Source organism: Plantactinospora sp. KBS50, assembly GCF_002285795.1.
Classification (GTDB): domain Bacteria; phylum Actinomycetota; class Actinomycetes; order Mycobacteriales; family Micromonosporaceae; genus KBS50.
The window spans coordinates 34,903-60,957 of record NZ_CP022961.1 but is presented as its reverse complement, the minus strand read 5'-3'; the positions used below and the strand labels follow the sequence as shown (position 1 = coordinate 60,957).

General features: G+C 74.7%; 21 protein-coding genes and 1 pseudogene. 16 read left to right on the top strand and 6 right to left on the bottom strand.

Annotation, left to right across the window (positions count from 1 at the left end; genetic code table 11):
- Positions 1-40 precede the first annotated feature (40 nt).
- Positions 41-445 (top strand): DUF6069 family protein, encoded by a 405-nt coding sequence (locus CIK06_RS00270; RefSeq protein ID WP_095563112.1) that lies wholly within the window; start codon positions 41-43, stop codon positions 443-445.
- A 45-nt stretch (positions 446-490) separates the two neighbouring features.
- On the opposite strand, the gene CIK06_RS00265 is transcribed toward CIK06_RS00270, so the two are convergent.
- Positions 491-709: a hypothetical protein gene (locus CIK06_RS00265; protein ID WP_198348251.1), complete on the bottom strand. Its 219-nt coding sequence runs from the start codon at positions 707-709 to the stop codon at positions 491-493.
- Between the two features lie 203 nt (positions 710-912).
- Between CIK06_RS00265 and CIK06_RS00260 the strand changes: the two are divergent.
- Positions 913-5,482, top strand: a pseudogene (locus CIK06_RS00260) (HAD-IC family P-type ATPase).
- A 16-nt stretch (positions 5,483-5,498) separates the two neighbouring features.
- Here CIK06_RS00260 and CIK06_RS00255 read toward each other — a convergent pair.
- From CIK06_RS00255 to CIK06_RS00240, 4 genes are read right to left on the bottom strand one after another with little or no spacing between them, the layout of a single operon-like run.
- Positions 5,499-6,128 (bottom strand): response regulator transcription factor, encoded by a 630-nt coding sequence (locus CIK06_RS00255; RefSeq protein WP_095563111.1) that lies wholly within the window; start codon positions 6,126-6,128, stop codon positions 5,499-5,501.
- Entirely contained in the window at positions 6,125-7,417 is a 1,293-nt protein-coding gene (locus CIK06_RS00250; protein ID WP_157756549.1) for a sensor histidine kinase, read from the bottom strand. Before CIK06_RS00250 ends, CIK06_RS00255 begins: the two co-directional genes overlap by 4 nt.
- Positions 7,418-7,437: 20 nt before the next feature.
- Positions 7,438-8,247 (bottom strand): ABC transporter permease, encoded by an 810-nt coding sequence (locus CIK06_RS00245; protein WP_095563109.1) that lies wholly within the window; start codon positions 8,245-8,247, stop codon positions 7,438-7,440.
- Entirely contained in the window at positions 8,244-9,218 is a 975-nt protein-coding gene (locus CIK06_RS00240; RefSeq protein WP_095563108.1) for an ABC transporter ATP-binding protein, read from the bottom strand. The genes CIK06_RS00245 and CIK06_RS00240 overlap by 4 nt, the downstream gene beginning before the upstream one ends.
- Before the next feature lie 193 nt (positions 9,219-9,411).
- Here CIK06_RS00240 and CIK06_RS00235 point away from each other — a divergent pair, with 193 nt between their 5' ends.
- From CIK06_RS00235 to CIK06_RS00185, 11 genes are all read left to right on the top strand, one after another.
- Entirely contained in the window at positions 9,412-10,305 is an 894-nt protein-coding gene (locus CIK06_RS00235) for a L,D-transpeptidase (RefSeq protein ID WP_232533927.1), read from the top strand.
- A gap of 53 nt (positions 10,306-10,358) precedes the next feature.
- The gene (locus CIK06_RS00230; protein ID WP_095563107.1) at positions 10,359-10,673 is read left to right on the top strand and encodes a hypothetical protein; all 315 of its coding nucleotides are present in this window, start codon (positions 10,359-10,361) and stop codon (positions 10,671-10,673) included.
- Positions 10,674-10,775: 102 nt separating this feature from the next.
- Entirely contained in the window at positions 10,776-11,681 is a 906-nt protein-coding gene (locus CIK06_RS00225) for a GNAT family N-acetyltransferase (protein ID WP_157756548.1), read from the top strand.
- 211 nt (positions 11,682-11,892) lie between these two features.
- A complete protein-coding gene (locus CIK06_RS00220; RefSeq protein WP_095563105.1) occupies positions 11,893-13,149 on the top strand; it encodes a cellulose-binding domain-containing protein in 1,257 nt (418 codons plus the stop codon).
- A gap of 229 nt (positions 13,150-13,378) precedes the next feature.
- Positions 13,379-15,802, top strand: coding sequence for an FAD-dependent monooxygenase (locus CIK06_RS00215; RefSeq protein ID WP_095563104.1), 2,424 nt, complete (start codon positions 13,379-13,381; stop codon positions 15,800-15,802).
- Positions 15,799-16,119: a putative quinol monooxygenase gene (locus tag CIK06_RS00210; protein WP_095563103.1), complete on the top strand. Its 321-nt coding sequence runs from the start codon at positions 15,799-15,801 to the stop codon at positions 16,117-16,119. Before CIK06_RS00215 ends, CIK06_RS00210 begins: the two co-directional genes overlap by 4 nt.
- Entirely contained in the window at positions 16,116-17,342 is a 1,227-nt protein-coding gene (locus CIK06_RS00205) for a cytochrome P450 (RefSeq protein WP_095563102.1), read from the top strand. The genes CIK06_RS00210 and CIK06_RS00205 overlap by 4 nt, the downstream gene beginning before the upstream one ends.
- A 33-nt stretch (positions 17,343-17,375) precedes the next feature.
- Positions 17,376-18,053 (top strand): TcmI family type II polyketide cyclase, encoded by a 678-nt coding sequence (locus CIK06_RS00200; RefSeq protein ID WP_095563101.1) that lies wholly within the window; start codon positions 17,376-17,378, stop codon positions 18,051-18,053.
- A 140-nt stretch (positions 18,054-18,193) separates the two neighbouring features.
- On the top strand, positions 18,194-19,810 hold the full coding sequence (locus CIK06_RS00195; protein ID WP_095563100.1) for a glycosyltransferase family 39 protein: 1,617 nt from the start codon (positions 18,194-18,196) through the stop codon (positions 19,808-19,810).
- 127 nt (positions 19,811-19,937) lie between these two features.
- Complete coding sequence (locus CIK06_RS00190) at positions 19,938-21,656, top strand: glycosyltransferase family 2 protein (protein WP_232533926.1); 1,719 nt, start codon at positions 19,938-19,940, stop codon at positions 21,654-21,656.
- Positions 21,650-22,792 carry a glycoside hydrolase family 26 protein gene (locus CIK06_RS00185; RefSeq protein ID WP_095563098.1) on the top strand — a complete coding sequence of 381 codons (1,143 nt, stop codon included), beginning with the start codon at positions 21,650-21,652 and terminating at the stop codon, positions 22,790-22,792. The genes CIK06_RS00190 and CIK06_RS00185 overlap by 7 nt, the downstream gene beginning before the upstream one ends.
- 10 nt (positions 22,793-22,802) lie before the next feature.
- On the opposite strand, the gene CIK06_RS00180 is transcribed toward CIK06_RS00185, so the two are convergent.
- Positions 22,803-23,342: a MarR family winged helix-turn-helix transcriptional regulator gene (locus tag CIK06_RS00180; protein ID WP_095563097.1), complete on the bottom strand. Its 540-nt coding sequence runs from the start codon at positions 23,340-23,342 to the stop codon at positions 22,803-22,805.
- 91 nt (positions 23,343-23,433) lie between these two features.
- Between CIK06_RS00180 and CIK06_RS00175 the strand changes: the two genes are divergently transcribed.
- From CIK06_RS00175 to CIK06_RS00165, 3 genes are all read left to right on the top strand, one after another.
- Positions 23,434-24,312, top strand: a complete 879-nt coding sequence (locus CIK06_RS00175; RefSeq protein WP_232533925.1) for a haloalkane dehalogenase — start codon at positions 23,434-23,436, stop codon at positions 24,310-24,312.
- A gap of 104 nt (positions 24,313-24,416) precedes the next feature.
- Positions 24,417-24,827, top strand: coding sequence for a YciI family protein (locus tag CIK06_RS00170; protein WP_095563095.1), 411 nt, complete (start codon positions 24,417-24,419; stop codon positions 24,825-24,827).
- Between the two features lies 1 nt (position 24,828).
- A complete protein-coding gene (locus CIK06_RS00165) occupies positions 24,829-26,052 on the top strand; it encodes an RNA polymerase sigma factor (protein WP_095563094.1) in 1,224 nt (407 codons plus the stop codon).
- The last annotated feature ends 3 nt before the right edge of the window (positions 26,053-26,055 follow it).

Below are 26,055 nucleotides of genomic sequence, written 5' to 3'. Positions count from 1 at the left end.
GGTCCGACGCCCACGCCGTACGTCGAGAGGATCTTCCGTCATGTCCACCGCGTCCGCCACCACCGCCGCCCCGACCTGGCGCAGCCGGCTCCTCGCGGTCGGCGTCACCACCGCCGCCACCCTGGTCGGCTGGCTCGTCCTCGCCGCCTTCGTCGACCTGCGCGCCCGTACCGGCGGGACCGAGCAGACCGTCGGAGCGGTCGCCGTGGTGGCCACCACGCTGCTCGCCGGGCTGGCCGGCTGGGGGCTGCTGGCGCTGCTGGAACGGCGTGCCGGGCGCGCCCGCGCGCTCTGGACCGGCATCGCCGTCGCGGTCGCCGTGCTGTCCCTGGCCGGGCCGCTCGTTCAGGGCGTCGGCGGCGCCGCGAAGCTGGCGCTGGCGGCCCTGCACGTGATCACGGCGGCCGTGCTCATTCCGCTGCTGCGCCGCACGACCGCCGGCTGACCCGCCCCGCCGACCGGCCGGCCCGCCCGGAAGCGGGCGGGCCGGTCAGGCGGATTCCAGCGCGCCACCCAGGCCGCGGGCCAACCCGGACAGGTGCTGGTCGGCCAGCAGGTGACCGGCGGTGATCACCAGGGCGAGCGGCCATTCGATCACCTGCAACAGGGCCAACGCCCCGATGCCGGCGTAGTAGGCGACCTTGTCCGGCGGCGGCACCGCCACCGAGCCCAGCACCGGCAGGTCGATCTGCCGGGCGTACCTGCGCATGGTCTCGGCCGCGGCGGGCCGATTGATCAGTGTGCTCATCATTCCTCCCCAGGACCTTGCGACCCGCGGCGTATTCCACCCGCGGACCGGTCCATGCCCGGCCGGCGCCGGGAATTTGCGCCGCTCGGGCAGGAATGGCCGGCCCTCTTCCGGGAAGGCTCGCGGCCTCTTAGGCGGATCCCGGGAGGCGGTATGGCGAACCGATGACGGCACGGGGGTTGGCCACGGTGGCCTCCCGGCTGGCACACGTCGTCGGGCTGAACGGCCGCGGCGTCTGGTCCCGGCCGGGCCGCCACCACATCGAGGTACGCGGGGTCTCCCTGCCGGGTGGAACTCGCCTCGCCCGGCAGGTCGAGGCGGCCCTGGAGGCGCTGCCCGGGGTGGCCTGGGCCCGGGTGAACGGACCGTCCGGCCGGGTGGTGGTGGCGGTGCGGCCGCCGGAACCGCGGCTGCGCGACCTGATCGCCACGATCGCTCAGGTGGAACGCCGGGACGGGCTGGTCCCGGAGACCGACTGTGTCCCGCCGCATCCGCCGGAGGAGGGCCCCCGGACCAAGCGCGCCCTGTCCACCATCGCGGCCGACGCGCTCGGGCTCGGCCTGGCCGCGACCACCCGGGTGCTGCCGTTCACCCCGCTGCCCGGGGAACTGGCGAACCTGGTCAACGTGATCGACCTGCATCCCCGGCTGCGGGAGATCACCGGAACCTGGCTGCGGGTGGACCGCGCGAACTCGGCGTTTCCGCTGGCGGAGGCGCTGGTTCAGGGTCTGGCCGGGGGTTGGGTGGGCACCGTCCTGGACGGCGCGCAGCGAGCACTGCAATGGCGCGAGGCGCGCGCCCAGTTCGCCGCCTGGAACCACGCGGAGCCCAGCCTCGCCGGTACCCCGGAACGCGCCGCGGCCCCACCCTGCCCCGCCGAGCGCCCGCGCCGGCAACCGGACGGGCCGGTCGAGCGGTACGCCAGCCGGATCCTCGGCGCCGGCGCGGTCGCCGGCCTCGGAACGCTGCCCCTGCTCGGGTCAAGCGGGCGGCCGCGCTGGGTCTGTCGACGATGCCCAAGGCGGGCCGGGCCGGGCGGGAGGGCTACGCCGCCTGTCTCGGCCGCAAGCTCGCCCAGCGCGGGGTGATCGCGATGGACCGCGGCGTGCTGCGCGAGCTGGACCGGATCGACACGCTGGTGCTGGACGAGGAGGTGCTGCGGTCCGCACGCGGGACGCTCACCGATCTGGTGCCGCTGGCCGGCACGGATGCCGACGACGCCGCCGACCGCACCTTCGAGCTGTTCGACCCGGGCGCCTTCGACCAGGTACGCGCCATCGACGGCTGGCGGCTCGGCCCCCTGACGGAGCTGTCCCTGCGCGGCCGGACCGGTGCCCGCGAGGCACAGCGGCTGGCCGCCGACGGCGCGACCGTGCTCGGCCTGGTCGAGCGGGACCGGCTGAGCGCCGTTGTCCGGGTCGATCCGGAACCGGCGCCGGGTGCCGACGCGCTGCCGCTGGCGGCCCGCCGGGCCGGGCTGCGGGTGCTGTACGCCGGCATGGACGGCACCGGGACCGACGAGGGTGACGGCGCGGACGGGCGGGTGCCGGGCGGCGACCGGTTACTGGAGTCGATCCGCCGGCTCCAGGCGGACGGCGCGTTGGTGATGCTGCTGTCCCGCAACGGCCGGGCGCTGGGCGCGGCCGACTGCGGCCTGGGGGTGTGGCGAGCGCCGGAGAACCCGCCCTGGGGGCGCACCTGCTGGTGGGCGCCGACCTGCGGATGGCCGCGCAGGTGGTGGACGCGGTCGGGCTGGCTCGGCAGGTGTCGCGGCAGAGCATCGTGCTCAGCGGCGCGGGCACCGGGGCGGGCGCGCTGGCCGCCCTCACCGCCAGCCCACGCCGGCTGCCCACGCTCACCCTGGACGCCGTCAACATCGCCGCCGGGGTGGCGCTGGCGAACGGGATGTGGCGTGCCCGCCGGCTGCCGGAGCCCCCGGTGCGGCGGATCGGGCCGACGGTGCCCTGGCATCTGATGCCGGTCCGCACCGTGTTCACCCAGCTCGGCACCGACGCCGACGGACTGAGCAGCGCGGAGGCGGACCGCCGCGCCCGCCCGGAGGCGGCCGACCAGCCCGGCCCGCTGGGCCTGCGGCGCGCCTTCGTGGAGGAACTGGCCAACCCGCTCACCCCGGTGCTGGCCGGCGGCGCCGCCCTGTCGGCGGCGGTCGGATCCCCGGTCGACGCGGGGCTGGTCGGCGGCGTGATCGGGCTGTCCGCGCTGGTCGGCGCGATCCAGCGGGTCCGCACCGAACGGTCGCTGGCCGAGCTGCTGTCCCGGTCCGCGGTGACCGCCGCGGTACGCCGGGACGGTGCCGAGCGGGTGCTGCCGGCCGGTGCGCTGGTGCCCGGCGACGTGGTGCTGGTCCGGCCCGGCGACGCGGTGCCGGCCGACTGCCGGGTGATCGAGGCCGACGGCCTGGAGGCGGACGAGTCGTCGCTGACCGGCGAGTCGCTGCCGGTTGCCAAGACCGAACGGCCGACCGTCGCGGCCACCGTCGCCGACCGGCACTCGATGCTCTACGAGGGCACCACGATCGCCGCCGGTCAGGGCCGGGCGGTGGTGGTGGCCATCGGGGCGGACACCGAGGTCGGCCGGGGCATGGCGCTGGCCCGGGAGGCGGCGCCGAGCAGCGGGGTGGAGCAGCGGCTGGGCGGCATCACCAAGACCGCGATCCCGCTGGCGGCCGGGGCCGCGGTCTCGGTGGCCGGCGCGGGACTGCTGCGCGGCGTACCGCTGGCGGAGTCGGCCGCCACCGCCGCGAACCTGGCGGTGGCCTCGGTGCCGGAGGGTCTGCCGTTCCTGGTCGGCGCGGCGCAACTGGCCGCGGCCCGGCGGCTCGCCGAGCACGGCGCGCTGGTCCGCAACCCCCGCACGATCGAGGCGCTGGGTCGGGTCGACGTGCTCTGCTTCGACAAGACGGGCACCCTCACGGAGGGCCGGTTGCGGCTCGCCGGGATCGGTGACGGCGACCGGTACGCCGCCGTCGGCGAACTCGACGGCGGCCTGCGCGCCGTGCTGGCGACGGCGTTGCGGGCGACCCCGCAGACGGACTCGATCGAGGATCTGCCGCAGCAGACGGACCGGGCGGTGGTGTCCGGAGCCCGGGAGGCGGGTCTGGATCCGCAGAGCTGCTGCCCCGGCTGGGCGCCGACGGAGTCGCTGCCGTTCGAGCCGTCCCGCGGCTACCACGCCACGGCGGGACGCTGCGCCGACGGTTTCCTGCTCACCGTCAAGGGCGCGCCGGAACGCATCCTGCCGCGCTGCCGCCAGCGACGGATCGGCGGGCCGGGCGGCGCGCTGGTGGACGTCGACCGGCCGGCCCTGGAACGGGCCCTGGACCGGCTCGCCGGCGGCGGGCACCGGGTGCTGGCGGTGGCCGAACGGCCGCTGCCCGGCGGTGACGTCGACGACGCGGCGGTCGACGGGCTGACCTTCCTGGGATTCCTGGCCATCTCCGACGGCGTCCGGGCCAGTGCGGCTCCCGCGGTACGGCGGATCCGGGAGGCCGGCGTGCACACCATCATGATCACCGGTGATCACCCGGCCACCGCCGAGGCGATCGCGGCGATCATCGGCGGGGACTCCGGCGCACAGCGGGTCAGTACGGCCGCCGACCTGGACGCGCTGGACGACGAGGCGTTCGCCGAGCAGCTCATGCAGATCGACGTGGTGGCCCGGTGCACGCCCACCCACAAGGTGCGGATCATCCAGGCGTTGCAGGGCCGCGGACGGACGGTCGCGATGACCGGGGACGGCGCCAACGACGCGCCGGCGATCCGGCTGGCGGACGTGGGGATCGCGCTGGGGCAGCGCGGCACCCCGGCCGCCCGGGCCGCCGCCGACCTGGTGGTCACCGACGACCGGCTGGAGACGATCATCGCCACCCTGGTCGAGGGGCGGGCCATGTGGTCGTCGGTCCGGCACGCGCTGAGCATCCTGGTCGGGGGAAACCTCGGGGAGATCGCGTTCAGCGTGCTCTCCGCGGCGGCCACCGGCCGGTCGGCGCTGAACGGCCGCCAGCTCCTGCTGGTCAACCTGCTCACCGACCTGGCGCCGGCGCTGGCGATCGCGATACGGCCGCCCAGCGGGGACGGCGAGCTGCTGGCCGAGGGTCCGGACACCTCGCTCGGTGGCACCCTGACCCGGGAGCTGGCCCTGCGCGCCGCCGCCACCACCCTGGGCGCCACCACCGGCTGGACGGTCGCCCGCTACACCGGCACCCGGCAGCGGGCCAGCACGGTCGCGCTCGCCTCGCTGGTGGGCAGCCAGCTCGGCCAGACCGTCCTGGCCGGCGGGGCCAGCCCGCCCGTGCTGCTGGCCACGGCCGCCTCGATCGCCACCCTCGCGCTGATCGTGCAGACGCCCGGGCTGAGCCAGTTCTTCGGCTGCACCCCGTTGGGGCCGGTCGGCTGGTCGATCGCCGCCGGCAGCGCCGCCGGGGCGACGTTCTCCGGTGGGGTGCTGGCCCGGCGGATCGGCGTGCTGACGGACGAGCCGGCCGCGGACGGGGAGTCGGCCGCGGACGGGGAGTCGGCCGCGGACGGGGAGTCGGCCGCGGACGGGGAGTCGGCCGAGACCGGGCAGCCGGCCGCGGACGGGCAGCCGGAAGAGGCCGGACGGCCGGCGGAAACCCGGCACCCGGCGGCGGACGCAGAGTCGGACGGCGCCGGGCGACCGGCGGCGGGGCGGACGGCGGCCGGGCGTTCGGCGGGTCCGGGAAAGGCGGAGTGAGCGGACCCGCCCGGCGTCAGTCCCCGTCGCCGAGCAGCCAGCCGTTCTCCTCGGCGATCCGCACGGCGGCTGCCCGGGTGCGGGCGCCGGTCTTGCCGATGGCCGCCGACAGGTGGTTGCGCACCGTCCCCTCCGACAGGTGCAGCTTGCGCGCCAACTCGGCCACCGGGCCGCCGTCCCGGGCCGCCCGCAGCACGTCGGTCTCCCGTTCGGTGAGCGGGCTGCGGCCGGCGGCCAGCGTCTCGGCCGCCAGGGTGGGATCCACCACCCGGAGCCCCTCGTGGACCCGGCGTACCGCGTCGGCGAGTTGCCGGGCCGGGGTGTCCTTGACCACGAACCCGCTCGCCCCCGCCTCCATGGCCCGGCGCAGGTAGCCGGGCCGGCCGAAGGTCGTCACCACCAGCACCCGGCAGCCCGGCACGGCCGCCCGAAGCGCCGCGGTGGCGGCGATGCCGTCCATCCCCGGCATCTCCACGTCCAGCAGCGCGACGTCCGGCCGGGTGCGCAGCGCGGCCTCGCGTACCTCGTCGCCCCGGCCCACCTCGGCCACCACGTCGAGATCCGGTTCCAGCGACAGCAGCGCGGCCAGGGCGCCCCGGACCAGCGCCTGGTCGTCGGCGAGGAGCAGCCGGATGGGTGTCGTCACGAGCCCGCCGCGCTCGGCTCGCGGGCGCCGCCGCCGGCCACGTCCGGCTCGCGGGCGCCGCCGGCCGGCTCGCGACGGTCGGCCTCACGGGGTCCGGCTTCGCGGGGTCCGGCTTCACGGCGGTCGGCCTCGCGGTGCCCGGCGGAGTCCGTGCCGTCCGGCACGTTCACCCGCAGCACGAACCCACCCCGCGGCCCGGCCCGGCCGACGCTGAGCTGACCGCCGAACTGGTCGACACGTTCCCGCAGCCCGCGCAGGCCGTGCCCGCCCACCCCGCCCACCCCGTCCGCGGCCACCGGCCCGCGCCCGTCGTCGCGTACCTCGACCAGCTCCGGTGTCACCCGCAGCGCGCACCGCCGCGCACCGCTGTGCCGCACCACGTTCGTGACGCCCTCCCGGACCGCCCAGCCGAAGAGTTCGTTCCGCTCCGGCGGCAGGTCCGGCACGGTGCCGGGCAGTTCGGCCGCGATCCCCGCGGCGGCCAGCGCCGACCGGGCGCTGGCCAGTTCCTCGGCCAGCGACACCCCCCGGTACGCCCCGACCGTGCGCCGCACGTCGGCCAGCGCCTCCCGGGCGAGCCGTTCCAGGTCGCCCACCTCGCCGGCGGCGCGCGCCGGGTCGATCTCGATCAGCCGGCCGGCCAACTCGGCCTTCACGGTGATCACGGTGAGCGAGTGGCCGAGGATGTCGTGCAGGTCCCGGGCCGCCCGGGCACGCTCCTGCGCGACGGCAAGCCGGCGGATCTCGGTGTGCGCCGCGAGCAGTTCGCTGTTGCGGTCCACCATCCGGCTGACGCCGTAGATCGCGAACGAGGCCATCAGCACGGCGAACGAGACGGTCTCCTGCGACTCCCAGCCGGCGACCGTCAGCGGGACCACCAGCGACACCGCGAACATGCCCCCGGCCACCACCACCGCGGCGCGCAGCGGCAGCAGGAAGATCGCCGCGGCGGCGACGTACACGGCGCAGGACATGGCGGACGGCCCGGCGCCCGGCACGACCAGCAGACCCAGGACGATCATCAGGCCCAGCAGGACCCAGGTCCGCCGGGCCGACGGCTTGCGGGCCAACTGCCGCAGCCGCCGCGCCATGCTGAAGCAGTAGACGTACAGCACGGCGAAGGCCACGAGCGCGGCAAGCGACAGGTACCGGGTCGGCGCCGACGGCTGGTGCCAGGCGTCGTTGGCCGGGTTCCAGAGGAAGAACAGCCAGACGGCGGCGATCAGCCAGGCCATGCCCCGGCCGAACAGGCGGTACCGTTCGGCCGGGGCGCTGGCGGGCTGCGTCACGGTGCTCACCGTAGCCCGGGTCAGACCCGGGTGGTGTCGCGGCGGAACAGCCGGGCCGCGCCGAACCCGAACACCGCGGTCCAGCCGATCACGTTGGCCACCGCCGCGGCGGTGAACCCGTCACCGGTCAGCGGGCTGCGCGCGATGGCACCCACGCCGTACACCGGGGTGAACTTGGCGATCTGCTGGAGAACGTGCGGAAGCACCTCGATCGGCACGAACAGCCCGCCGAACATGGCCAGGATGGCCAGGATCGGCCCGAGGAACTGCATGACGTTCTCGGCCGGGGCCAGGTACCCGATGAACAGCCCGAACGCGGCGAAGACCAGGGAGCCGAGCCAGGCGGCGAGGCCGGACAGCAGCCACACGTGCGGGTCGAGCCGGACCCCGGCGGCGGCGCCGACCGCGAACTCCACCAGCACCGCGAGCAGACCCAGGGTCATCGCGGTGAGGACCTTGGTGGCGACGTACGCGCCGGGGCGCAGCGGGGTGAGCCGGAGCTGCCGGCTCCAGCCCAGCGACCGTTCGACGGCGACCATGCCGCCGCCGCTGGTGGTGGCGACCATCGCGCCGTACACGGCCAGGCTGATCATGATGTAGCCGGTGATCGGCTGGCCGTTGTCGAGCGTCTGCCCGCGCTGCGGCAGCCCGAACAGCAGGAAGAACACCGCCGGCATGACCAGGATGAAGATCAGCGTACGGCGGTTGCGCAGCACCCGGCGGACCTCCAGGACCAGCAGGCCGAGGCTGAACCCGCCGAGCGGGGGAAGCCGGCGCTCCCGCGCGTCGAGCCGGCCGGGAGTGGAACTGGCGGTGGTGGCGGTGGTCATCGGGCGCTCCCCGTCTCGGTCTCGGCCTGCTCGGTGGTGAGGGCGATGAACGCGTCCTCCAGGTTGTGCGCGGTGATCTCCAGGTCCCGCGCCTCGGTGGCGGTGAGCAGGTGCCGCGCCACCGCGTCGGAGTCGCCGGTGGACAGCAGCACGGTGTCCCCGCGTACCTCGACGGAGTCCACCCCGGGCAGGGCCGCGAGCCGCACCTGGTCGGCGCCGGGCAGGGTGGCCCGGATGACCCGCCCGGCGGCCAGCGCCTTCACCTGGGCGGTGGTGCCGTCGGCGACGATCCGGCCGCGGCTGATCAGCACGATCCGGTCCGCGTACTGGTCCGCCTCCTCCAGGTAGTGCGTGGCGAACAGGATGGTCCGGCCGCCCTGCGCGTCGTGCCGGATCGAGGACCAGAAGTCCCGCCGCCCCTCGACGTCCATCCCGGTGGTCGGCTCGTCCAGCACCATCAGGTCCGGATCGGGCAGCAGCGCCATGGCGAACCGCAGCCGCTGCTGCTGGCCGCCCGAGCACCTGTCCACCCGGCGGTTCGCGATCTCGGTGATCCCGGCCCGCTCCAGCACCTCGGCCACCGGCCGGGCGTACCCGAACAGCCCGGCGGTCATCTTCACGGTCTCGGCCACCGTGAGGTCCTTGAGCAGCCCGCCGCTCTGCATGACGGCGGCCACCCGGCCGTGCGCGACCGCGTCGGTGGGCCGCTGGCCGTACACGCTGACGGTGCCGCTGGTCGGGCGGGCCAGCCCGAGCAGCATGTCGATGGTGGTGGTCTTGCCGGCGCCGTTGGGACCCAGGAACGCCACCACCTCGCCCGGCTGGATCCGCAGGCTGAGCCCGTCCACGGCGCGGACCGGACCGAACGTCTTGGTGAGTCCGTCGAGGACGATGGCCGGTACCGGCGCGTCGGCCGGACCGGCCGGACCGGCCGCGTCGGCGGCCGGCGGAAGCTGGGTCGTGGTTGTCATGCCATCACTGTCGTGCGGAGCGGCCCGGCTTCCCGGGGCCGGGGATCACGATCCGTCCGTGACATTCACCCGTCGCGACCATGACAAATGTCAGCGCCGCCGGGCGGCGCGCCGGCCACGACGCCGCCCGGGTCCTGGCGCCGCCCCCGCCCGGCGTCGTGGCGGTGGCCGGCCGGCGCCGTAGAGTCGGGGGGTGGCTGTCGTAGCCCCCGGTCCGGCCTCGCCCGCCCCCCGGCGGCGCTGGTGGTGGCTGCCCGTCGTGGCCGTCATCCTGGTGGCCCTGCTCGGTGGGCTCGCCGCGGTGACGCTTGCCGGTCCGCGGAACGATCCGGCACGCTGGGCGACCCCGCCAACCGGCGGCACGCCGGCGGCGCCCACCACCGCGGCACAGGAGTCGATCGAGGCGGCGCCGGCGCCGGACTGGCTGCCGGTCGTCGACTACGGCCCGGCGCCCGGGGGCTTCCCGGCCGACCCCGACCCGCACTCCACGACCCGGCTGGGCACGGGGCTGCACCCGAGCACCCGGGTCGCCGCGTACGACGCACCGGGCGGCCGGCCGCGGGCGTTCCTGGCGCCCACCCTCTCCGGGGTGCCGCTCACCGTGCCCATCGTGCAAACCCGCGCCGGCTGGGCGGCCGTGCTGCTGCCCTCGGTGAACCGGACGATCGCCTGGGTGCCGCCGGGTGGCTGGGAGACCGTGGCGCTGCGTGACCTGATCGTCGTGCAACGACGGTCGCACCGGCTGATCTGGTACCGGGACGACGCGCAGGTCCGGTCCTGGCCGGTGACGCTCGGCCAGGCCACCACCCCCACCCCGCTCGGCCGCACCTTCATCCTGGGCCGGTCCCGGTTGGCCGGAAAGGTGTACGCGGACACCGACGTCTTCGCGCTCGGTGCCGTGCCGGACGACCCGGGCAGCGTGCCGACCAGCCTGCGCGGCGCGCACACGGGCATCCACACCTGGTACACCGACGCGGCCCTGGGCAGGGACGTGAGCGACGGCTGCATCCGGCTGACCCGCAGCGGCCAGCGGCAGTTGCTCGCCGAGCTGATCCCGGGCACCGAGGTCGTGGTCGTGGACCGCTGAGCGGCCGTGCTCCCGAATTGCGGCCGACCGGCGGCCGGGCGATCATTTTTGGCATGACGGTCGCCGCCACCCTGGTCGTCCACCGGTCACCCGCCACCTGGCGCGACCGGTTGCCCGCGTGCCGCCTGCTGGTCGACGGCACGGAGCGGGGCGAGCTGGCGCCCGGGCGGGAACTGCGGCTCGTCGTCACGCCCGGGCGGCACCGGGCCAGGGCGAAAATCGGCTGGACCGGCAGCCCGGAACTGGAGTTCGAGGTCGGCGCCGGCGGCGAGGTCCGGCTGCGGCTCGGGCCGAACGGTGGGTTCGGCAGTGCCTTCTGGCAGATCTTCACCCGGGACCGCTACCTGCGGCTCGACCCCGCCGACTGACGGTGGCTCCCCATCGGAGGGTGGGCGGCGCCGGATATTGACCGGCGTCCGTCGGTGGAAGCTCATTGAGGCGGTGCGGTCCCGGTCGGTAGCGTGCGGGCCGTGCCTCCCGACGAGCTGACCCTCCGGCCGTACGCGGACACGGACCTGCCCCGGCTCCAGGACGCGGTCGCGAGCTGGATCGCCACCGCCGGCCGGTGCGGGTACGACCACGTCGGCGAGTTGCCCCACCGGATCTACGAGAATCTGCGCGGTCGCCGGCCGGTCGGGGAACTCGTCCGGCTCTGGGAGGACGCCGGGGAGATCGTCGGGGTGGCCGTCTGCCTGCGCTTCGGGGTGGCGTTCGACGTACTGGCCGCGCCGGCGCTGCGCGGCACGGACGGCGAGCGGTCGATGCTGGCCACCGCCGCCACCGTCACGGCCGAGCGGGCCAGCGGCCGGTACGTGCTCACCGACGTCTGGGACTGCGACACCGTCCGCGCCCGGCTGCTCGGCGAGCAGCGGTTCACCCGGTTCCGGACCTGGGACCACGTGCGGGAACGCGGGCTGGCCACCCCGCCCGCGGAGCCCTCGCCGCCGGCCGGCTTCCGGCTGCGCCCGGCCCGGCTGGCCGACGCCGACCGGCTCGCCGAGGCCCGCAACACCTCGTTCACCGAGGACTGGACCGGGGATCGGTACCGCTCGGCGGTGATGAGCCGGCCCGGGTACACACCGGACCGGGAGATCGTGGCGGAGGCGCCGGACGGCCGGATCGCCGCGTACGCGGTCTACTGGCTGGATCCGCGGAACCGGTCCGGGCACTTCGAGCCGGTGGGTACGGCCCGGGACTTCCAGCGCCGCGGCCTGGCCCGAGCGGTGCTGCTGGAGGCGATGCACCGGATGCGCTCGGCCGGCATGCGGACGGTGAGCGTGAACCACGACGCCGGGAACGTGCCGGCGCGGCGACTGTACGAGTCGCTCGGCTTCGCCCGCACGGCCGAGACGTACGGCTTCCGCCGAGCACGCTGATCCGCCGGGGCGTCGATCGCTTGATTAAATCGTAAGATGTCAATAGATTGAGGCGGGCGTCGCCAGGGTCCGGTTTATCCGGGCCGCCGGCGGCTGACAGGTCCACCCGAGCCGGGCTCCTCGGTCGTACGCACCGACCGTTTCCTCCCAGGGCATCCGCCACGGTCCGCCGTGCCGGTGCCCCGCCCCGCTCGATGGTGAAGGACCCTTCATGACGAGACTCCACGCCCGACCCGCCCCGACCGTGGCGGTGGTCGCCGCACTTGCCGCCGCGGTCACGGTCACCGGAACCGCGCTGCTCGGCGGGCCCGCCGCGGCGGCACAGGGCTGCCAGATCGGCTACGTGCCGAACCAGTGGACGGGCGGGTTCACCGCCAACGTCACGGTTTCCCCGGGCGACACCGCCGTCTCCGCCTGGACGGTGACCTGGACGTACGCCGGTGACGAGCACGTCACGAACGGCTGGAACGCCACGGTCAGCCAGTCCGGCGCGGTGGTGACCGCCAGCAACGCGGCCTGGAACGGCGGCATCCCGGCCGGCGGATCGACCGAGTTCGGTGTGCAGGGCACCATGGGTGCCGGTGCCGGGGCGCCGACCGGCTTCACGCTGAACGGCGTACCGTGCAACGGCGCCGCACCGACCCCGACCGGCGGGCCGACCACGTCGGTGCCGACCACGGCACCGCCCACGACCGCACCGCCGACCACCGCACCGCCCACGACGGCGCCCCCGACCACCGCACCGCCGACCACCGCGCCGCCGACGACCGCGCCACCCGCGGGTTGCGCGGGTGCGGTCCTCTGCGACGGGTTCGAGAACCAGGCCGGCCCGACGCCGTCCGGCGACTGGAGCGTGGTCAGCCAGGACTGCTCGGGTTCCGGCACCGCCACGGTGGACACCAGCACGGCACACAGCGGCAGCCGGTCGATAAAGGTGACCGGCGCCGCCGGCTACTGCAACCACGTCTTCGTGCGGTCCAGCCGCGACCTCAGCGGCGTGGGCAGCGTCCGGTACGGCCGGTTCTGGGTACGCCACACCACCGCGCTGCCGAACGAACACACCACCATGCTGGCCATGGCCGACGCGGCGGACGGCAACAAGGACCTGCGGATGGGTGGTCAGAACGGCGCGATGCAGTGGAACCGCGCCTCCGATGACGCGACCCTGCCCGAGCAGAGCCCGGCCGGGGTGGCGCTGAGCGTGCCGCTGCCCACCGAGCGGTGGTCCTGCGTGGAGTTCATGGTCGACGGCTCGGCCGGCCAACTGCGTACCTGGCTCGACGGCACCGCCATCACCGGGCTGACCGCCGACGGCGTGCCCACGCACGACATCGACGGCCAGTGGTACAACCGCACCTGGCAGCCCCAGCTCACCGATCTGCGCCTGGGTTGGGAGAGCTACGGCAACGGCGCGGACACCCTCTGGTTCGACGACGTCGCCCTCGGCAGCAGCCGGATCGGCTGCTAGCTCCCCCCGACCACCGGCCACCCTCCTTCGCCGCCGTTCCCGGACGTCCCGACCAGGACGTCCGGGAACGGCGGCTTTCCGGCGTCACCGGGACTCCACCGCCGCCGCCCGGCCGTGACGGCCCGGTGACGGCGCCCCGGGAAGACTCCCCGCCGAGGCGACGCTCCGCGCGCGGCTCAAGCCCATCGTCCCGCGCCGGCGTCGCACGCCGGCCCGGCAAGGAGCTCCCATGATCAGGACGATGTCCCGGATTCGTGTGCTCCCCGACCACCCGGACGCCGTGCCGGCCGCGTGGCGGGCCGCCGCCGCCGATCTCGCGGCCGTGCCCGGCCTGCTGCACCGGGAGTTGCTGCTGGACGCCCTCGACGCCCGCGCGTTCGTCGTCGTCCTCGAATGGGTGGACGAATCCGCGCTGCGCGCCTACCGGGCCGGACCGGTCGCGGCCCGGATCGCCGACGCGCTGCGGCCGTTCTGCGAGCCGACGGGGCCGGACGACCACCGGACGATGCACGGTTCCAGCGGCTGGTTGCGGCCCGGCGAGCCGGTCGCCGCGCCACCCGTCCCGGCCGGTCCCGGCGCGACGCCACCGGTCCCGGCCGCCGCGCCCCCGGCCGCCGCCTCCGCCGCACCGGGCGACGACCCGACCGGTACGACGATCTTCGTGGACGTCGAGATCGTCGTACCGCCGCAGCGCCGCGCGGAGTTCCACCGCGGCTATCCCGAGGTGGCCGCGCGGATGGCGCGGGTGCCCGGCTACCTGCGCGAGGACCTGCTGCGCGAGCCCGGCTCGGACATCCACCACATCTTCGCCGAGTGGACCGGCGAGGCCGCCTTCTTCGGCTGGATCGCCGATCCCGCGCACGCCCGGGAGGAGGCCGGGCCGATCGCGCCGTTCCTGCTCGACTTCCGGCGCCGCATCCTGCACCGGATCGACGAGCACACGGACCACCGCCGGGACCGCTGGAGGGCCGGCGGTCCATCCCGCAGGGGCAAGGAGACCGACGTGCACACGACAACGGACGTACTCATCGTCGGCGCGGGACCCACCGGGTTGACCGCCGCCGTCGAGCTGGCCCGGCGCGGCATCGACTGCCGGGTCATCGACCGGCTCACCGCGCCGCCCGGCCAGGCCGACAAGGCGATCGGCGTGCACTGCCGCACCATGGAGATCTGGGAGGAGCAGGGCATCGTCCGCGAGGCGATGGACGCCGGGATCTGGCTGACCGGGAACATGGTGTTCGTCAACGGCGCCGAGGTGCACCGGATGAGCTGGGAGCTTCCGGACCTGCCGTACGCGCACCTCGGCCTGCCGCAGTACGAGACCGAGCGCATCCTCACCGACCGGCTGGCCACCCTCGGCGGCGCGGTACGGCGGGGCACCGAACTGGTCTCGTTCACCCAGGACGACGCCGGCGTGACGGCCACGGTGCGCACCGCCGACGGCGGCACCGCGCAGATCGGCGCGAAGTACCTGGTCGGCTGCGACGGCGCGCACAGCCGGGTGCGCGAACAGCTCGGGCTGACCTTCTCCGGCGGGCTCGGCCGGTTCCCGCAGCTGTTCATGCTCGGCGATGTCGACGTGGACTGGGACATGCCGGCGGGTCACCTGCTGCGGTTCATGCACGAGACCGACGGCCAGATGGACGGCATGCTGGTCTGCGTACCGCTGCGCGGCGAGTCCCGGTACCGGATCGCGACGCTCGCCCCGGCCCGGTTCTTCGCGCAGACCGGCGGCCAGGACGCCCCGCCCGGGTTCAGCGAGGAACTCGGCTCGCCCACCCTCGCCGACGTGCAGGCCGCGATCGACCAGTTGGGCCCGGCCGGTACCCGGGCGTCGAACCTGCGCTGGTCGTCGGTGTTCCGGATCAGCCACGGCATCGTGGACCGGTACCGCGGCGGCCGGGTGTTCGTGGCCGGCGACGCCGCGCACCTGCATCCGCCGGCCGGTGGCCAGGGCATGAACACCGGGATCCAGGACGCCTGGAACCTGGCCTGGAAGCTGGCGCTCGCGGTCCGCGGGCTCGCCGCGCCCGGGCTGCTGGACAGCTACGAGACCGAACGGCGGCCCGAGGGAGTGGAGATCGTCGGACGGGCGGTGCGGATGGCGTTCACCGACGAACTGGACCGGGCCGACCTGGTCCGGCAGTTCCGGCGGGAGATGTCCATGCTGCTCAGCTACGCGAACAGCCCGCTGGTCGGCGAATCGCTGGCCGCACCGGAGGCGCTGGCCGACGGCCCCGGCCCCGGCGACCGCGCCCCGGACGCCGGTGGGCTGCGCCGGCCCGGCGTCGGCCATCCGCTGCGGCTGCGCGACCTGACCCGGGGCACCCGGCACACCCTGCTCAGCTACGCGGACGGCGACACCGACGAGGCGACCCTGGGCGCGCTGGCGCAGCTCTACGCCCAACTGGGCCGGCAGACCGGCGGCGAGGTCGACGGCTACCTGCTGCTCGGCCCGGACGCCCCCGTACCGGCTTCGCCGGCCCCGCCGGTGGTGCACGACGCCGACGGGGAGTTCCGCCGCGCGTACGGGGTGGCCGGCGCCGCCCTGTACCTGATCCGGCCGGACGGGCACGTCGGGTTCCGCAGCCAGCCCATCGACGCCGACGCGCTGCGCAAGCACGTGAACCTCGTCTTCGGCGGGTCGCGATGAGCGTCGTGCGCACCCTCCTGGCGATGCGGACCCGGCAGGGGTGCGAGGAGCGGTTCGAGGTGGCGTGGCGGTCGGTGGCCGAACAGATCCGCGCGCTGGACGGCTGCCTGCGCCAGGACCTGCTCCGGGACGCCGACGACCCGCGCAGCTACCTGATCGTCAGCGAGTGGGCGGACCGCGACCGGTTGGACGCGTTCGGCCGCAGCGAGCACCGGGACCGGCTGCTGAGCGTCCTGCGCGAACTGCGGGAATCCGCACACCGGCACACGTACCAGGTGTTGCACACCGTACCGGGCGAGGGGAAGGACCCACGATGACCGAGCAGTCGGTACCGGCCGCGCAGCTCTACACCGACGAGTTCGCCGCCGACCCGTACCCCACCTTCGCGCGCCTGCGGGCCGAGGCCCCGGTGTGCCCGGTCCGCCTGCCGCAGTTCGAGACGTACCTGATCAGCGGGTACGCCGACGCCAAGGCGGCGCTGACCGACCCGCGGCTGTCCAAGGACCTGTACGGCCCCGAGCAGCACTACCTGCGGATCTTCGGGCCGAACTCGGCGGGGCTGAACCAGAACATGCTCAACGCGGATCCGCCGGAGCACACCCGGCTGCGCCGGATCGTCTCGCAGGCGTTCGCGCCGCGTCGGATCGAGGCGCTGCGCCCCCGCGTCGCGCGGCTGGTGGACGACCTGATCGACAAGTTCGCGCCCCGCGGCGAGGCGGAGCTGATGCGCGACTTCGCCATCCCGCTGCCCATGATGGTGATCTGCGAGCTGCTCGGGATTCCGGCGGCCGACCGGGACCGGGTGCTGGACTGGACGCAGGTGATCCGGACCTCCGGCTCGTCCCGGCGCAGTCCGCAGGAGGAGCGGGCCGCCGTGCAGGAGGTCCAGCTCCGGCTGCACGACTACCTCTCCGAACTGGTGGCGGCGAAGCGGTCCCGGCCCGGCGGGGACCTGGTCAGCGACCTGATCGACGCGTGCGACCAGGAGGGCAGGCTCTCCGAGCGGGAGCTGGTGACCACCACCTTCCTGCTGCTGTTCGCCGGGCACCAGACCACCGCGGACTTTCTCGGCAACGCGGTGGTGGCCCTGCTCACCCACCCGGACCAGCTCGACCGGCTGCGCGCCGAGCCCGACCTGCTGCCGGCCGCGATCGAGGAGCTGCTCCGGTTCGACGGCCCGCTGCCGGTGGCCAGCCCGCGGATCGCCACCGAGGACGTCGAGTACCGCGGCGTGTGCATCCCGCGCGGTTCGGTCGTCGGCGTGGTGCTCAACGCCGCCAACCACGACCCCGGGCAGTTCGCCGAGCCGGACCGGCTGGACATCGCCCAGGAGCGCGGCCCGCACCTGGGCTTCGGCCACGGGGTGCACTACTGCCTGGGCGTCTCGCTGGCCCGGATGGAGGCGCTGCTCGGCCTCGGAACGCTGCTGCGCCGGCTGCCCGGGTTGCGGCTCGGGGTGCCGGTCGGCGAACTGCGCCGGCTGCCGGCCGCGTCACCGTTCCGGGGGCTGCTCGAACTTCCGGTCCGGTTCACCGGCTGAGGGTTCCTCGCCAACCATCGAAGGAGCAACCACATGGTCTTCCGCAATGTGATCGTCTGCCACATGGTCCCTGGAAGCGAGCGGACGGTCGGCGACGTGTTCGGGCACTACGACCAGACGACCCGGCCGCAGGATCTCGGCGTGATCGGCCGGATCCTGCTCTCGCACCACGACCTCTACCTGCACGTGATCGAGCGCCGGCAGGACCCGAAGATCTCCGGCCAGACCCGCGGACTGCCCGCGTTCCAGAAGATCGCCGAGGCCATCGGCCCGTACGTGACGCCGTACCCGCGGTACTGGCAGAACCCGTCCGACTCGGTCGCGAAGGAGTTCTACCGCTGGGTTCCGCAGGGGCAGGAGGAGTCCGAGGTGCCCGACCCGGACCGGACGCTCACGGTGATCGTCGGGCGGCTCAAGCCCGGGGCCGAGCCGGACGTGGCGCGGATCTTCGCCGAGTCCGACGCCGGAGCGCTGCCCGAGGCGCTCGGGGTCACCGGCCGCTGGCTGTACGCCATCGACGACGTGTACGTGCACCTGCTGGAGCAGCGGGCGGCGGCCGCCGCGGCGACCCGGGAGAGCCACGACCGGCCGGCCTTCGCGAAGATCATGGAGGATCTGTCGCCGTACGTCGGGCCGTACCGGCCGGAGGCCTGGCAGGGCCCGGAGGACTCGGTGGCGACCCCGTTCTACCGGTGGCGCGCCGAGGACTGACCGCGCAACACCGGAGGTATGGGAGTCATTGGGACGATTAGCTCCGTATTAACCGCTTTCGTGAAGTTGGTCTCGCTAGGCTCCTCGTGACGGTCAGTGGCCGAACCGGTTCCTCGGCCCGTCGCGAGGAAGCGTGGGACATGTTGGAAGCGGACACCATCGTCCTGCCCCGAGTCGGGGCACCGCCAGCCGGCGCCGAGGACCCCTGGGGCGAGAGCCCGGGGTCCTCCGCCGGCCGGGCGGGCTCCGGCGGTCCGCGGGCCTCCGGCGGCCCCGGCTGGCGTACCGCCGCCTGGGCCGTCCCGGCGCTGCTGCTCGGCGCGCTCGGCGCGGCCGGGCTGGGCCGGCCCGGGTTGGGCACCGACGAGCTGGCGACCTGGGCCAGCGCCGCCGGCAGCGGCCCGCCGGCGCACCCGGCCGACGGTCCGGCCCTGGTCCCGTACCACCTGGCGATGCGGGCCTGGGTGGAGCTCTGCGGCGGCTCGGACCTGGCGCTGCGGGCACCGTCGCTGATCGCGATGACCGCGGCGGCCGCCCTGGTCGGCGTGCTGGGGACCCGGCTGGGCAACCCGCGCGCCGGGCTGCTCGCCGGCGTCGTCTTCGCCGTGCTGCCGACGTCCACCCGGTACGCCCAGGAGGCCGGTCCGGGCGCGCTGACCGTGTGCGCCGCGGTGCTTTCCACCCTGCTGCTCGGGCGCGCGCTGGACCGGCCCGGTCTCCGGCGCCATCTCGCGTACGGCCTGTCGATCCTGGTCCTGGGCGCGTGCGGCGCCGGCGCGCTGCTGCTGCTGGCCGGGCACGGCTGGGCGGTGCTGGCGTTCCGGCGGCGGCTGGCCGGTCGCTGGCTCGCCACCGCGGCCGCCGGGGCGCTGCCGGCGGCCGGGCTGCTCTGGCTGGCCGCGCGGCAGGGCACGGTGCCGCCGCACCTCTCCGGCGCCGCGCTGCCGCACCTCTCCGGCGCCGTGTTGCCGCATCTCTCCGGCGCCGGCCCGCACCCGATCGCCGCGATCCCGGCGGAACTCTTCGGCGCCACGGCGCTGGGCGTCGCGCTGCTCGGGTTGGCGCTGTTCGGGCTGCCGTTGCGGGCGGCCACCGCCACCTACACGGCCTGGGCCGTGGTGCCGGCCGCCGCGCTGCTGCTGGTCGCGCAGGTCACCCCGGTGACGCCGGCGCCGTACCTGCTCTTCACGGTCCCGGCCTGGGCGGGCCTGGCCGGGGCCGCGCTGGCCCGGACGCGGGTCCGCTGGGCCGCGCCGGTGCTCGCCGTGATCGCGCTGGTCGGGCTGCCGGTCCAGGTGGCCGTCCGCGGCGCCGACGGCCACCGGCAGGACACCCGCGCGGTCGCGGAGGTGATCCGGGCGATGGCCCGGCCGGGCGACGGCATCGTGTACGGCTCGGCGCAGGACCGGGACGGCTGGGTCGGTCGGGCCGTGGTCGCCCACTACGTGCCGGCGGACCTGCGGCCCGCGGACGTGCCGCTGACCGGACAGGCCGCTGACGGGCCGCGGACCGGCCAGCGCGCGGCCGGGCCGCTGGCCGAGCGGCCCGCGGACGGCGCCGGGTGCACCGATCCCGCCGCCTGCCTGGGCGACAGCCCACGGCTGTGGCTGGTGCAGGTCGGCGAGCGGCCGGATCCGGTGTCCGCGCTCGGCGGCCGGACCGAGCAGTTGCTGCGGGCGAGGTACCAGGTCGCGCGGGTGTGGCGACCCACCGGGCTCACCCTCGCGCTGCTGGTGCCGGGCCGCCCCGGCGTCTAGCCGGAGCCCGTGCGGGCGCGGCGACCATCGTCGAATGCTTTTATGAATTCTCCCTTTATGACCGAATAGTTCCTTTAGCCTGACCACGGACGGTCACGAGCAGGCGGGAACCCGCGGGAGGGTGACGGTGGTCCTCCAGAACATCTCGACCCGGATCGGGTACGCGAGCTGCGCCACCACGGCCGGCCAACTCGGCGCCCCACGCCGGGCTCGGGCCGCCGTGCGGTTCCGGCACGTGGCATCGCCGGCGGGGCGCCTCGTCCTGACCCTGCTCGTGCTGGCCAACCTCGCGGCCGGGCTGACCTTCATCGGCTGGCTGCTGCTTCCGGGCCACGTACCCGGACTGGGCGCCCCCGGACCGGGCGGCTGGCAGACGGCGCTCGCCCGGATCGGGTTCTGCGTGATCGTCGCCGTCGAGCTGATCCGGCTCGCGCAGAACGCCGCCATCTGGGTGTTCGCCTTCAACGCCCGGGACCCGGTGCCCGTCGACCCGCCGGTCGGCCTCCGGGTGGCCCTGCTCACGACCATCGTTCCCGAGAAGGAACCGATCGAGATCGTCGAGCGGACCCTGCGGCGGATGCGGCAGGTCGTCTACTGTGGCCGCGTCGACGTCTGGATCCTCGACGAGGGCAACGACCCTGCGGTGCGGGAACTGGCCGACCGGCTCGACGTCCACCACTTCAGCCGGCGCGGCCGGCCCGAGTACAACCAGCCCAGCGGCGAGTTCCGGGCGCGGACGAAGTCCGGCAACCACAACTCCTGGCGGGCCGAGCACGAGCACCGCTACGACGTGGTCGCCAATCTGGACCCGGACCACGTACCGCTGCCGGCCCTCCTCGAACGGACCCTCGGCTACTTCCGCGATCCGGACGTCGCTTTCGTGGCCACCCCCCAGGTGTACGGCAACATGCACCAGAACTGGGTGGCGCACGGCGCCTCCGTGCAGCAGTACCTGTTCAACGGGCTGATCGCGCGGGGCGGCAACGGTCTGGACGCCCCGCTGCTGACCGGCACCGGCCACCTGTACCGGCCGGCCGCCTGGCGGACCATCGGCGGCTACCAGGACTCGATCATCGAGGACCACCTCACCAGCCTGCGGATCCACGCCGCCGTCAACCCGGCGACCGGCAACCGGTGGAAGGGCGTCTACACCCCGGACGTGGTGGCCATCGGGGAGGGGCCGACGTCCTGGGCCGACTACTTCAGCCAGCAACGGCGCTGGGCCGCCGGCATCTGGGAACTGCTGGTACGCCCCGACCTGCGCCCGCCGCACGGTCTGCCGGCCCGCCGCCGGTGGCAGTACCGCCTGTTGCAGTTCTACTACCCCAGCGTGGCGGTCAGCCTGCTGCTGGGCAACGTGGCGACCGCGATGTACCTGGTCTCCGGCCTGAGCACGGCGCAGCTCGATCCCGGCACCTGGGCGATGCTGTGGGGCGCGACGATCGGCGCCTGGTTCGCGCTGTGGCTCTGGCTGCGCCGCTACAACATCGCGCCGCACGAACGCGAGGAGATCGGCCTCACCGGGATGGCGCTCGCGCTCTGCACCGGACCGGTGTACGTGGCCGCCGGCGTGGCCGCGATGCTGCGCCGCCGGCTCGGCTTCGTGGTCACCGCCAAGGGCAAGCTGCGCACCAGCGAGTCACCCGGCACCTTCCGCGTGCACCTGGCCTGGGCGCTCGGCTCGGTCATCCTGCTCGCCGCGAGCTTCGTCCCCGGCCACGGCTACGAACTGCTGCGGGTCTGGCCCGGCCTGAGCCTGCTCGCGAGCGTCGCCCCACCCGTGATCGCCGCGGTCTCCGGCCACCGGTCGCGGCGCCGCACCATGGAAGCGGACGTACCATGCTGAGACTGACCGTCCCGCGCATCGCGGCCGTGCTGATCGCCGCCGCACTGCTGACGTACGCGTTCGTCGTCGCGCCCCGGACCGGGGCGCAACCGCGGACCGCGGCCGGGCTGCCCGGACCGACCGGGACGGTCGCCATGGGCGCCCGCCCGTCCCCCTCGGCCGAGCCGGAACTGTTCCCGCCGGCCGGCAAGGCGTTCATCGGCCTCACCACGGACGCCGGCCCGTACGACTTCGCCGCCACCGAGGAGTTCACCAAGGCGGCCGGCCGGGCGCCCCAGGTCATGCTCTTCAGCGTCGGGTGGGCGACCACCCGGTTCGACCGGACGCTGTTCGACCGGATCGCCAACCGCGGCATGATGCCGATGCTGGGCTGGGAGCCCTGGGACTACCGGCTGGACCAGCAGGCCCGGGACGAGGGGTACGGGCCGGTGACCATCGACCGGATCCGCTCCAAGCAACCGGACTACCGGCTGGCCCGGATCACCGGCGGCGACTTCGACGACTACGTGCTGTCCTGGGCCGCCGGCATCAAGTCGCTCGGCTATCCGGTGGCCATCCGGTTCGCGCACGAGATGAACGGCAACTGGTACCCGTGGTCCGAGATGGTCAACGGCAACCGGGCCGGCGACTACGTACGGGCGTGGCGGCACGTGCACGACCTGTTCGTGGCGGCCGGGGCGGGCAACGTGGTGTGGGTGTGGAGCCCGAACGCCGAGTGGGACGACTCGACACCCCGGCTCTCGACGCTCTACCCGGGGGACAGCTACGTCGACTGGCTGGGAATCTCCGGCTACTACGGCACGGGCGCCTTCGCGGACTACCGGTCCTTCGACTCGATCTTCAACTCGACCATCAAGCAGATCCGTACCTTCAGCGACCGGCCGCTGGTGATCACCGAAACCGCCGCGACCGACGCCAGCGGCCGCAAGGCGGAATGGATCAAGCAGACCTTCCAGGTGCTGCCCCGGCACCCGGACATCATCGGCCTCATCTGGTTCGAGGCCGACAAGGAGCTGGACTGGCGCATCGTCAGCTCCCGGTCCTCGGCCCGGGCCTTCGCCCAGGCCGTCGCCGGGTCCCGGTACGACGTGAGCTGGTCGTCCACCAAGGTGCCGCGGACACAACTCGGAAACTAGGCCGCGCCGGTCACGGCCCACCCGGCGGCGCGGCCGGCGGCCCACCCGGCAGTCCACCCGGCAGTGCCGCCGGTCCTCGGGAGTGGTGGCTGGTCAGCCGGACCAGCAGCTCGACGAGTTGTTCGCGTTCGTCCGCGGTCAGCGGCGCGAGCAGATCGTCCTGGAGCGCCATCACCTGAGCGTCGAGCCGGGCGAGTCGTTCGGCACCGGGTGGGGTGATGGTGATGACGTTGCGGCGGCCGTCGGCGGGGTCCGGGGTGCGCCGGACGTACCCGTGCTGTTCCAACTCGTTGAGCACCGCCACCATGTCGCTGCGGTAGATCCCGGTCCGGCGGCTGAGCGCCGCCTGGCTGGCCGGGCCGGCGTCGTGCAGGGCGACGAGCACCGAGTAGTGCCACCGGTGCCCGCCGATGCCGGCCAGGCCGCCGCTCACCAGCCGGTCGGCGTGCCCGGCCGCGCGGGCGAGCAGCCGGCTCGGCACCCGGAGCAGGCGGTCCGGCGTACTCGGATCGTCGCCGGGATGCATCCGGCCGTCGGCACCCGTACCCATGTCCGGATCCTAGCGCTTGCGTTAGTCGGACTAACGAACTAGCTTCGTTAGTCCGACTAACGTTAGTGTCACTAACAGAATGGATCCGACGATGCCCACCATCGACGTCCTCGACTCCCACATCCACCACACCGACGTCCCCGGCAGCCGTCCCGGCGGCCCGGCGATCGTGCTCCTGCACGGCAACCCGTCCTCGTCGCACGCCTGGCGGGCGGTCACCCCGGTGCTCTCCGGAGCCGGCCGGGTGCTGGCGCCCGACCTGATCGGGATGGGCCGCTCCGGCAAGCCGGACATCGCCTACAGCTTCGCCGACCACGCCCGCTACCTGGCCGCCTGGCTCGACGCCGTCGGGCTGGACCGGGTGCTCCTGGTCGGCCACGACTGGGGCGGCGCGCTGGCCTTCGACTGGGCCGCCCAGCACCCGGACCGGGTGGTCGGCGTCGCGTTCTTCGAGACGATCATGCGGCCGATGTCCTGGGACGAACTCGGCCCGGGACCGCGCAGCCGCGCCGAGACCATGCGGTCGGCTCAGGGCGAGGACCTGATCCTCGGCACGAACGACTTCATCAGCAGCGCGTACACCGGCGGCGTCCGCACCCCGCTGAGCGCCGCGGAGATGGCGCCGTACCTGGCGCCGTACCAGACCCGGGAGAGCCGCCGCCCGGTGCTGAGCTGGGCGCGTTCCCTGCCGCTGGACGACGATCCGGCCGACGTCGCCGAGCGGGTCCGCGGTTACGGCAAGTGGCTGGCGGCCAGCCCCGAGGTGCCGAAGCTGCTGCTCACCTTCGAGGGTTCACCCACCCTGCTCGTCACCCCGGCCATCGCCGCCTGGTGCGCGGCGAACGTCGCGGCCCTGGACATCGAACACATCGGGCCGGCCGGCCACCACGCCACCGAGGACCAGCCGGCGGCCATCGGCGCAGCCGTGGCCCGATGGGTGGCGCGGGTGGTGAGCCGTCCGGCGGTTTAGTCTCGGCAAACTGGCGACATCATGTCGAGAAGCGCCGGCCGGCTCCGCTCACCGGACGAAGGGCCTCGACGGGCGCGGCCCAGAACCGACACCAGGAGACCACGATGCCGAAGTACCTGCTTCTCAAGCACTACCGGGGTGGCCCGGAACCGCACCGCGCCGTACCCCCGATGGACCAGTGGGCGCCCGAGGACGTGGAGGCGCACATGGCCTTCCTCCGGCACGTCGGCGAGCTGCTGGAGAAGAACGGCGAGTACGTCGACGCGCAGGCGCTCACCCCGGAACGCACCTGGGTCCGGTACGGCGGACCGGACGCGGCCCCGGTGACCACCGACGGCCCGCTGCCCGAGACGAGTGACCTGGTCGCCGGCTGGTACATGATCGACGTGGAGTCCTACGAACGGGCCGTCGAGCTGGCGGCGTACGTATCATCCGAGCCCGGCCCCGGCGGCGAACCGCTGTACGAGTGGATCGACATCCGCGAGGTCATGTCCGGGTCGCCGGCGCAGGACTGAGTTGCTCGACGTACCGGCGCCGTGGCGGGACGAGGGTGCGCTGCGCGCCCTCGTCCCCCGGGTGCTCGCCGGGCTGGTACGCCGCGGCGAGGACTTCGACGCCGCCGAGGACGCGTTGCAGGAGGCGCTGCTGGAGGCGCTGCGGGTCTGGCCCGAACATCCGCCGCGCGACCCGCGCGCCTGGCTGACCACGGTCGCCACGCGCCGGCTCGTGGACGCCCGCCGCAGCGAGGCCGCGCGGAACCGCCGCGAACAGGCGATGTACGCCGCCCCCCGGCCGGACGGCACCGAGGCCGGCGACGACACCCTCTTCCTGCTGTTCTGCTGCTGCCACCCCGACCTCGCGCCCGCGTCACAGGTGGCGCTGACCCTGCGCGCCGTCGGCGGCCTCTCCACCCGGGAGATCGCCGAGGCGTTCTATGTCCCCGAGGCGACGATGGCGCAGCGGATCGGCCGCGCCAAACGCACCGTACGCGGACGGAGCCTGGACCGGCCCGGTGACCTCGCCGTCGTGCTGCGCGTGCTGTACCTGGTCTACGCCGCCGGCCACACCGGCCGGGTGGACCTCACCGCCGAGGCGATCCGGCTCGCCCGCCAGCTCACCCTCGCCACCGGTGAGCCCGAGGCGCGCGGGCTGCTCGCGCTGATGCTGCTCAACCACGCCCGGCTCCCGGCGCGACTCGACGGCGAGGGACGGATCGTCACCCTCGACCGGCAGGACCGCGGCCGGTGGGACACCCGGGAGATCGCCGAGGGCGTGCGGATCCTGCAGTCGGCGCTCGCTGGCCAGACGGCCCAACGGCCGCCGGGTCGCTACCAGATCGAGGCCGCGATCGCCGCGCTGCACGACGACGCGGCGAGCGCCGAGGAGACCGACTGGCCGCAGATCCTCGCCTGGTACGACGATCTCGTCGGGCTGAGCGGGGACCCCGTGCGCCAGGATCCGGCCGCGGTGCTCGGCCGCGCGGTCGCGGTCGGCCACGTCCTCGGGGCCGCCGCGGGGCTGCGCGAGACGGACCGGCTGCGCGCCGTGATCGGCGACCGGCACCGCTGGTACGCCGTGCGCGCGCACCTGCACGAACTCGGCGCCGACCTGCCGGCCGCGGCCGGGGCGTACGCCGAGGCAGCGCAGCGGGCCACGAACGTCGCCGAGCGTGACCACCTGATCCGGCAGGCCGCCCGCTGCCGGGCCGGCGTGCCGGGGTGGCGGAGCCGCCCCGGGTGACGG

Coding starts and splice junctions, on each gene's coding strand:
- CIK06_RS00270 (WP_095563112.1), top strand. CDS start 41: ATGTCCACCGCGTCCGCCACCACCGCCGCCCCGACCTGGCGCAGCCGG.
- CIK06_RS00265 (WP_198348251.1), bottom strand. CDS start 709: ATGCGCAGGTACGCCCGGCAGATCGACCTGCCGGTGCTGGGCTCGGTG.
- CIK06_RS00245 (WP_095563109.1), bottom strand. CDS start 8,247: ATGACCACCGCCACCACCGCCAGTTCCACTCCCGGCCGGCTCGACGCG.
- CIK06_RS00240 (WP_095563108.1), bottom strand. CDS start 9,218: ATGACAACCACGACCCAGCTTCCGCCGGCCGCCGACGCGGCCGGTCCG.
- CIK06_RS00230 (WP_095563107.1), top strand. CDS start 10,359: ATGACGGTCGCCGCCACCCTGGTCGTCCACCGGTCACCCGCCACCTGG.
- CIK06_RS00220 (WP_095563105.1), top strand. CDS start 11,893: ATGACGAGACTCCACGCCCGACCCGCCCCGACCGTGGCGGTGGTCGCC.
- CIK06_RS00215 (WP_095563104.1), top strand. CDS start 13,379: ATGATCAGGACGATGTCCCGGATTCGTGTGCTCCCCGACCACCCGGAC.
- CIK06_RS00210 (WP_095563103.1), top strand. CDS start 15,799: ATGAGCGTCGTGCGCACCCTCCTGGCGATGCGGACCCGGCAGGGGTGC.
- CIK06_RS00205 (WP_095563102.1), top strand. CDS start 16,116: ATGACCGAGCAGTCGGTACCGGCCGCGCAGCTCTACACCGACGAGTTC.
- CIK06_RS00200 (WP_095563101.1), top strand. CDS start 17,376: ATGGTCTTCCGCAATGTGATCGTCTGCCACATGGTCCCTGGAAGCGAG.
- CIK06_RS00195 (WP_095563100.1), top strand. CDS start 18,194: ATGTTGGAAGCGGACACCATCGTCCTGCCCCGAGTCGGGGCACCGCCA.
- CIK06_RS00185 (WP_095563098.1), top strand. CDS start 21,650: ATGCTGAGACTGACCGTCCCGCGCATCGCGGCCGTGCTGATCGCCGCC.
- CIK06_RS00180 (WP_095563097.1), bottom strand. CDS start 23,342: ATGGGTACGGGTGCCGACGGCCGGATGCATCCCGGCGACGATCCGAGT.
- CIK06_RS00175 (WP_232533925.1), top strand. CDS start 23,434: ATGCCCACCATCGACGTCCTCGACTCCCACATCCACCACACCGACGTC.
- CIK06_RS00170 (WP_095563095.1), top strand. CDS start 24,417: ATGCCGAAGTACCTGCTTCTCAAGCACTACCGGGGTGGCCCGGAACCG.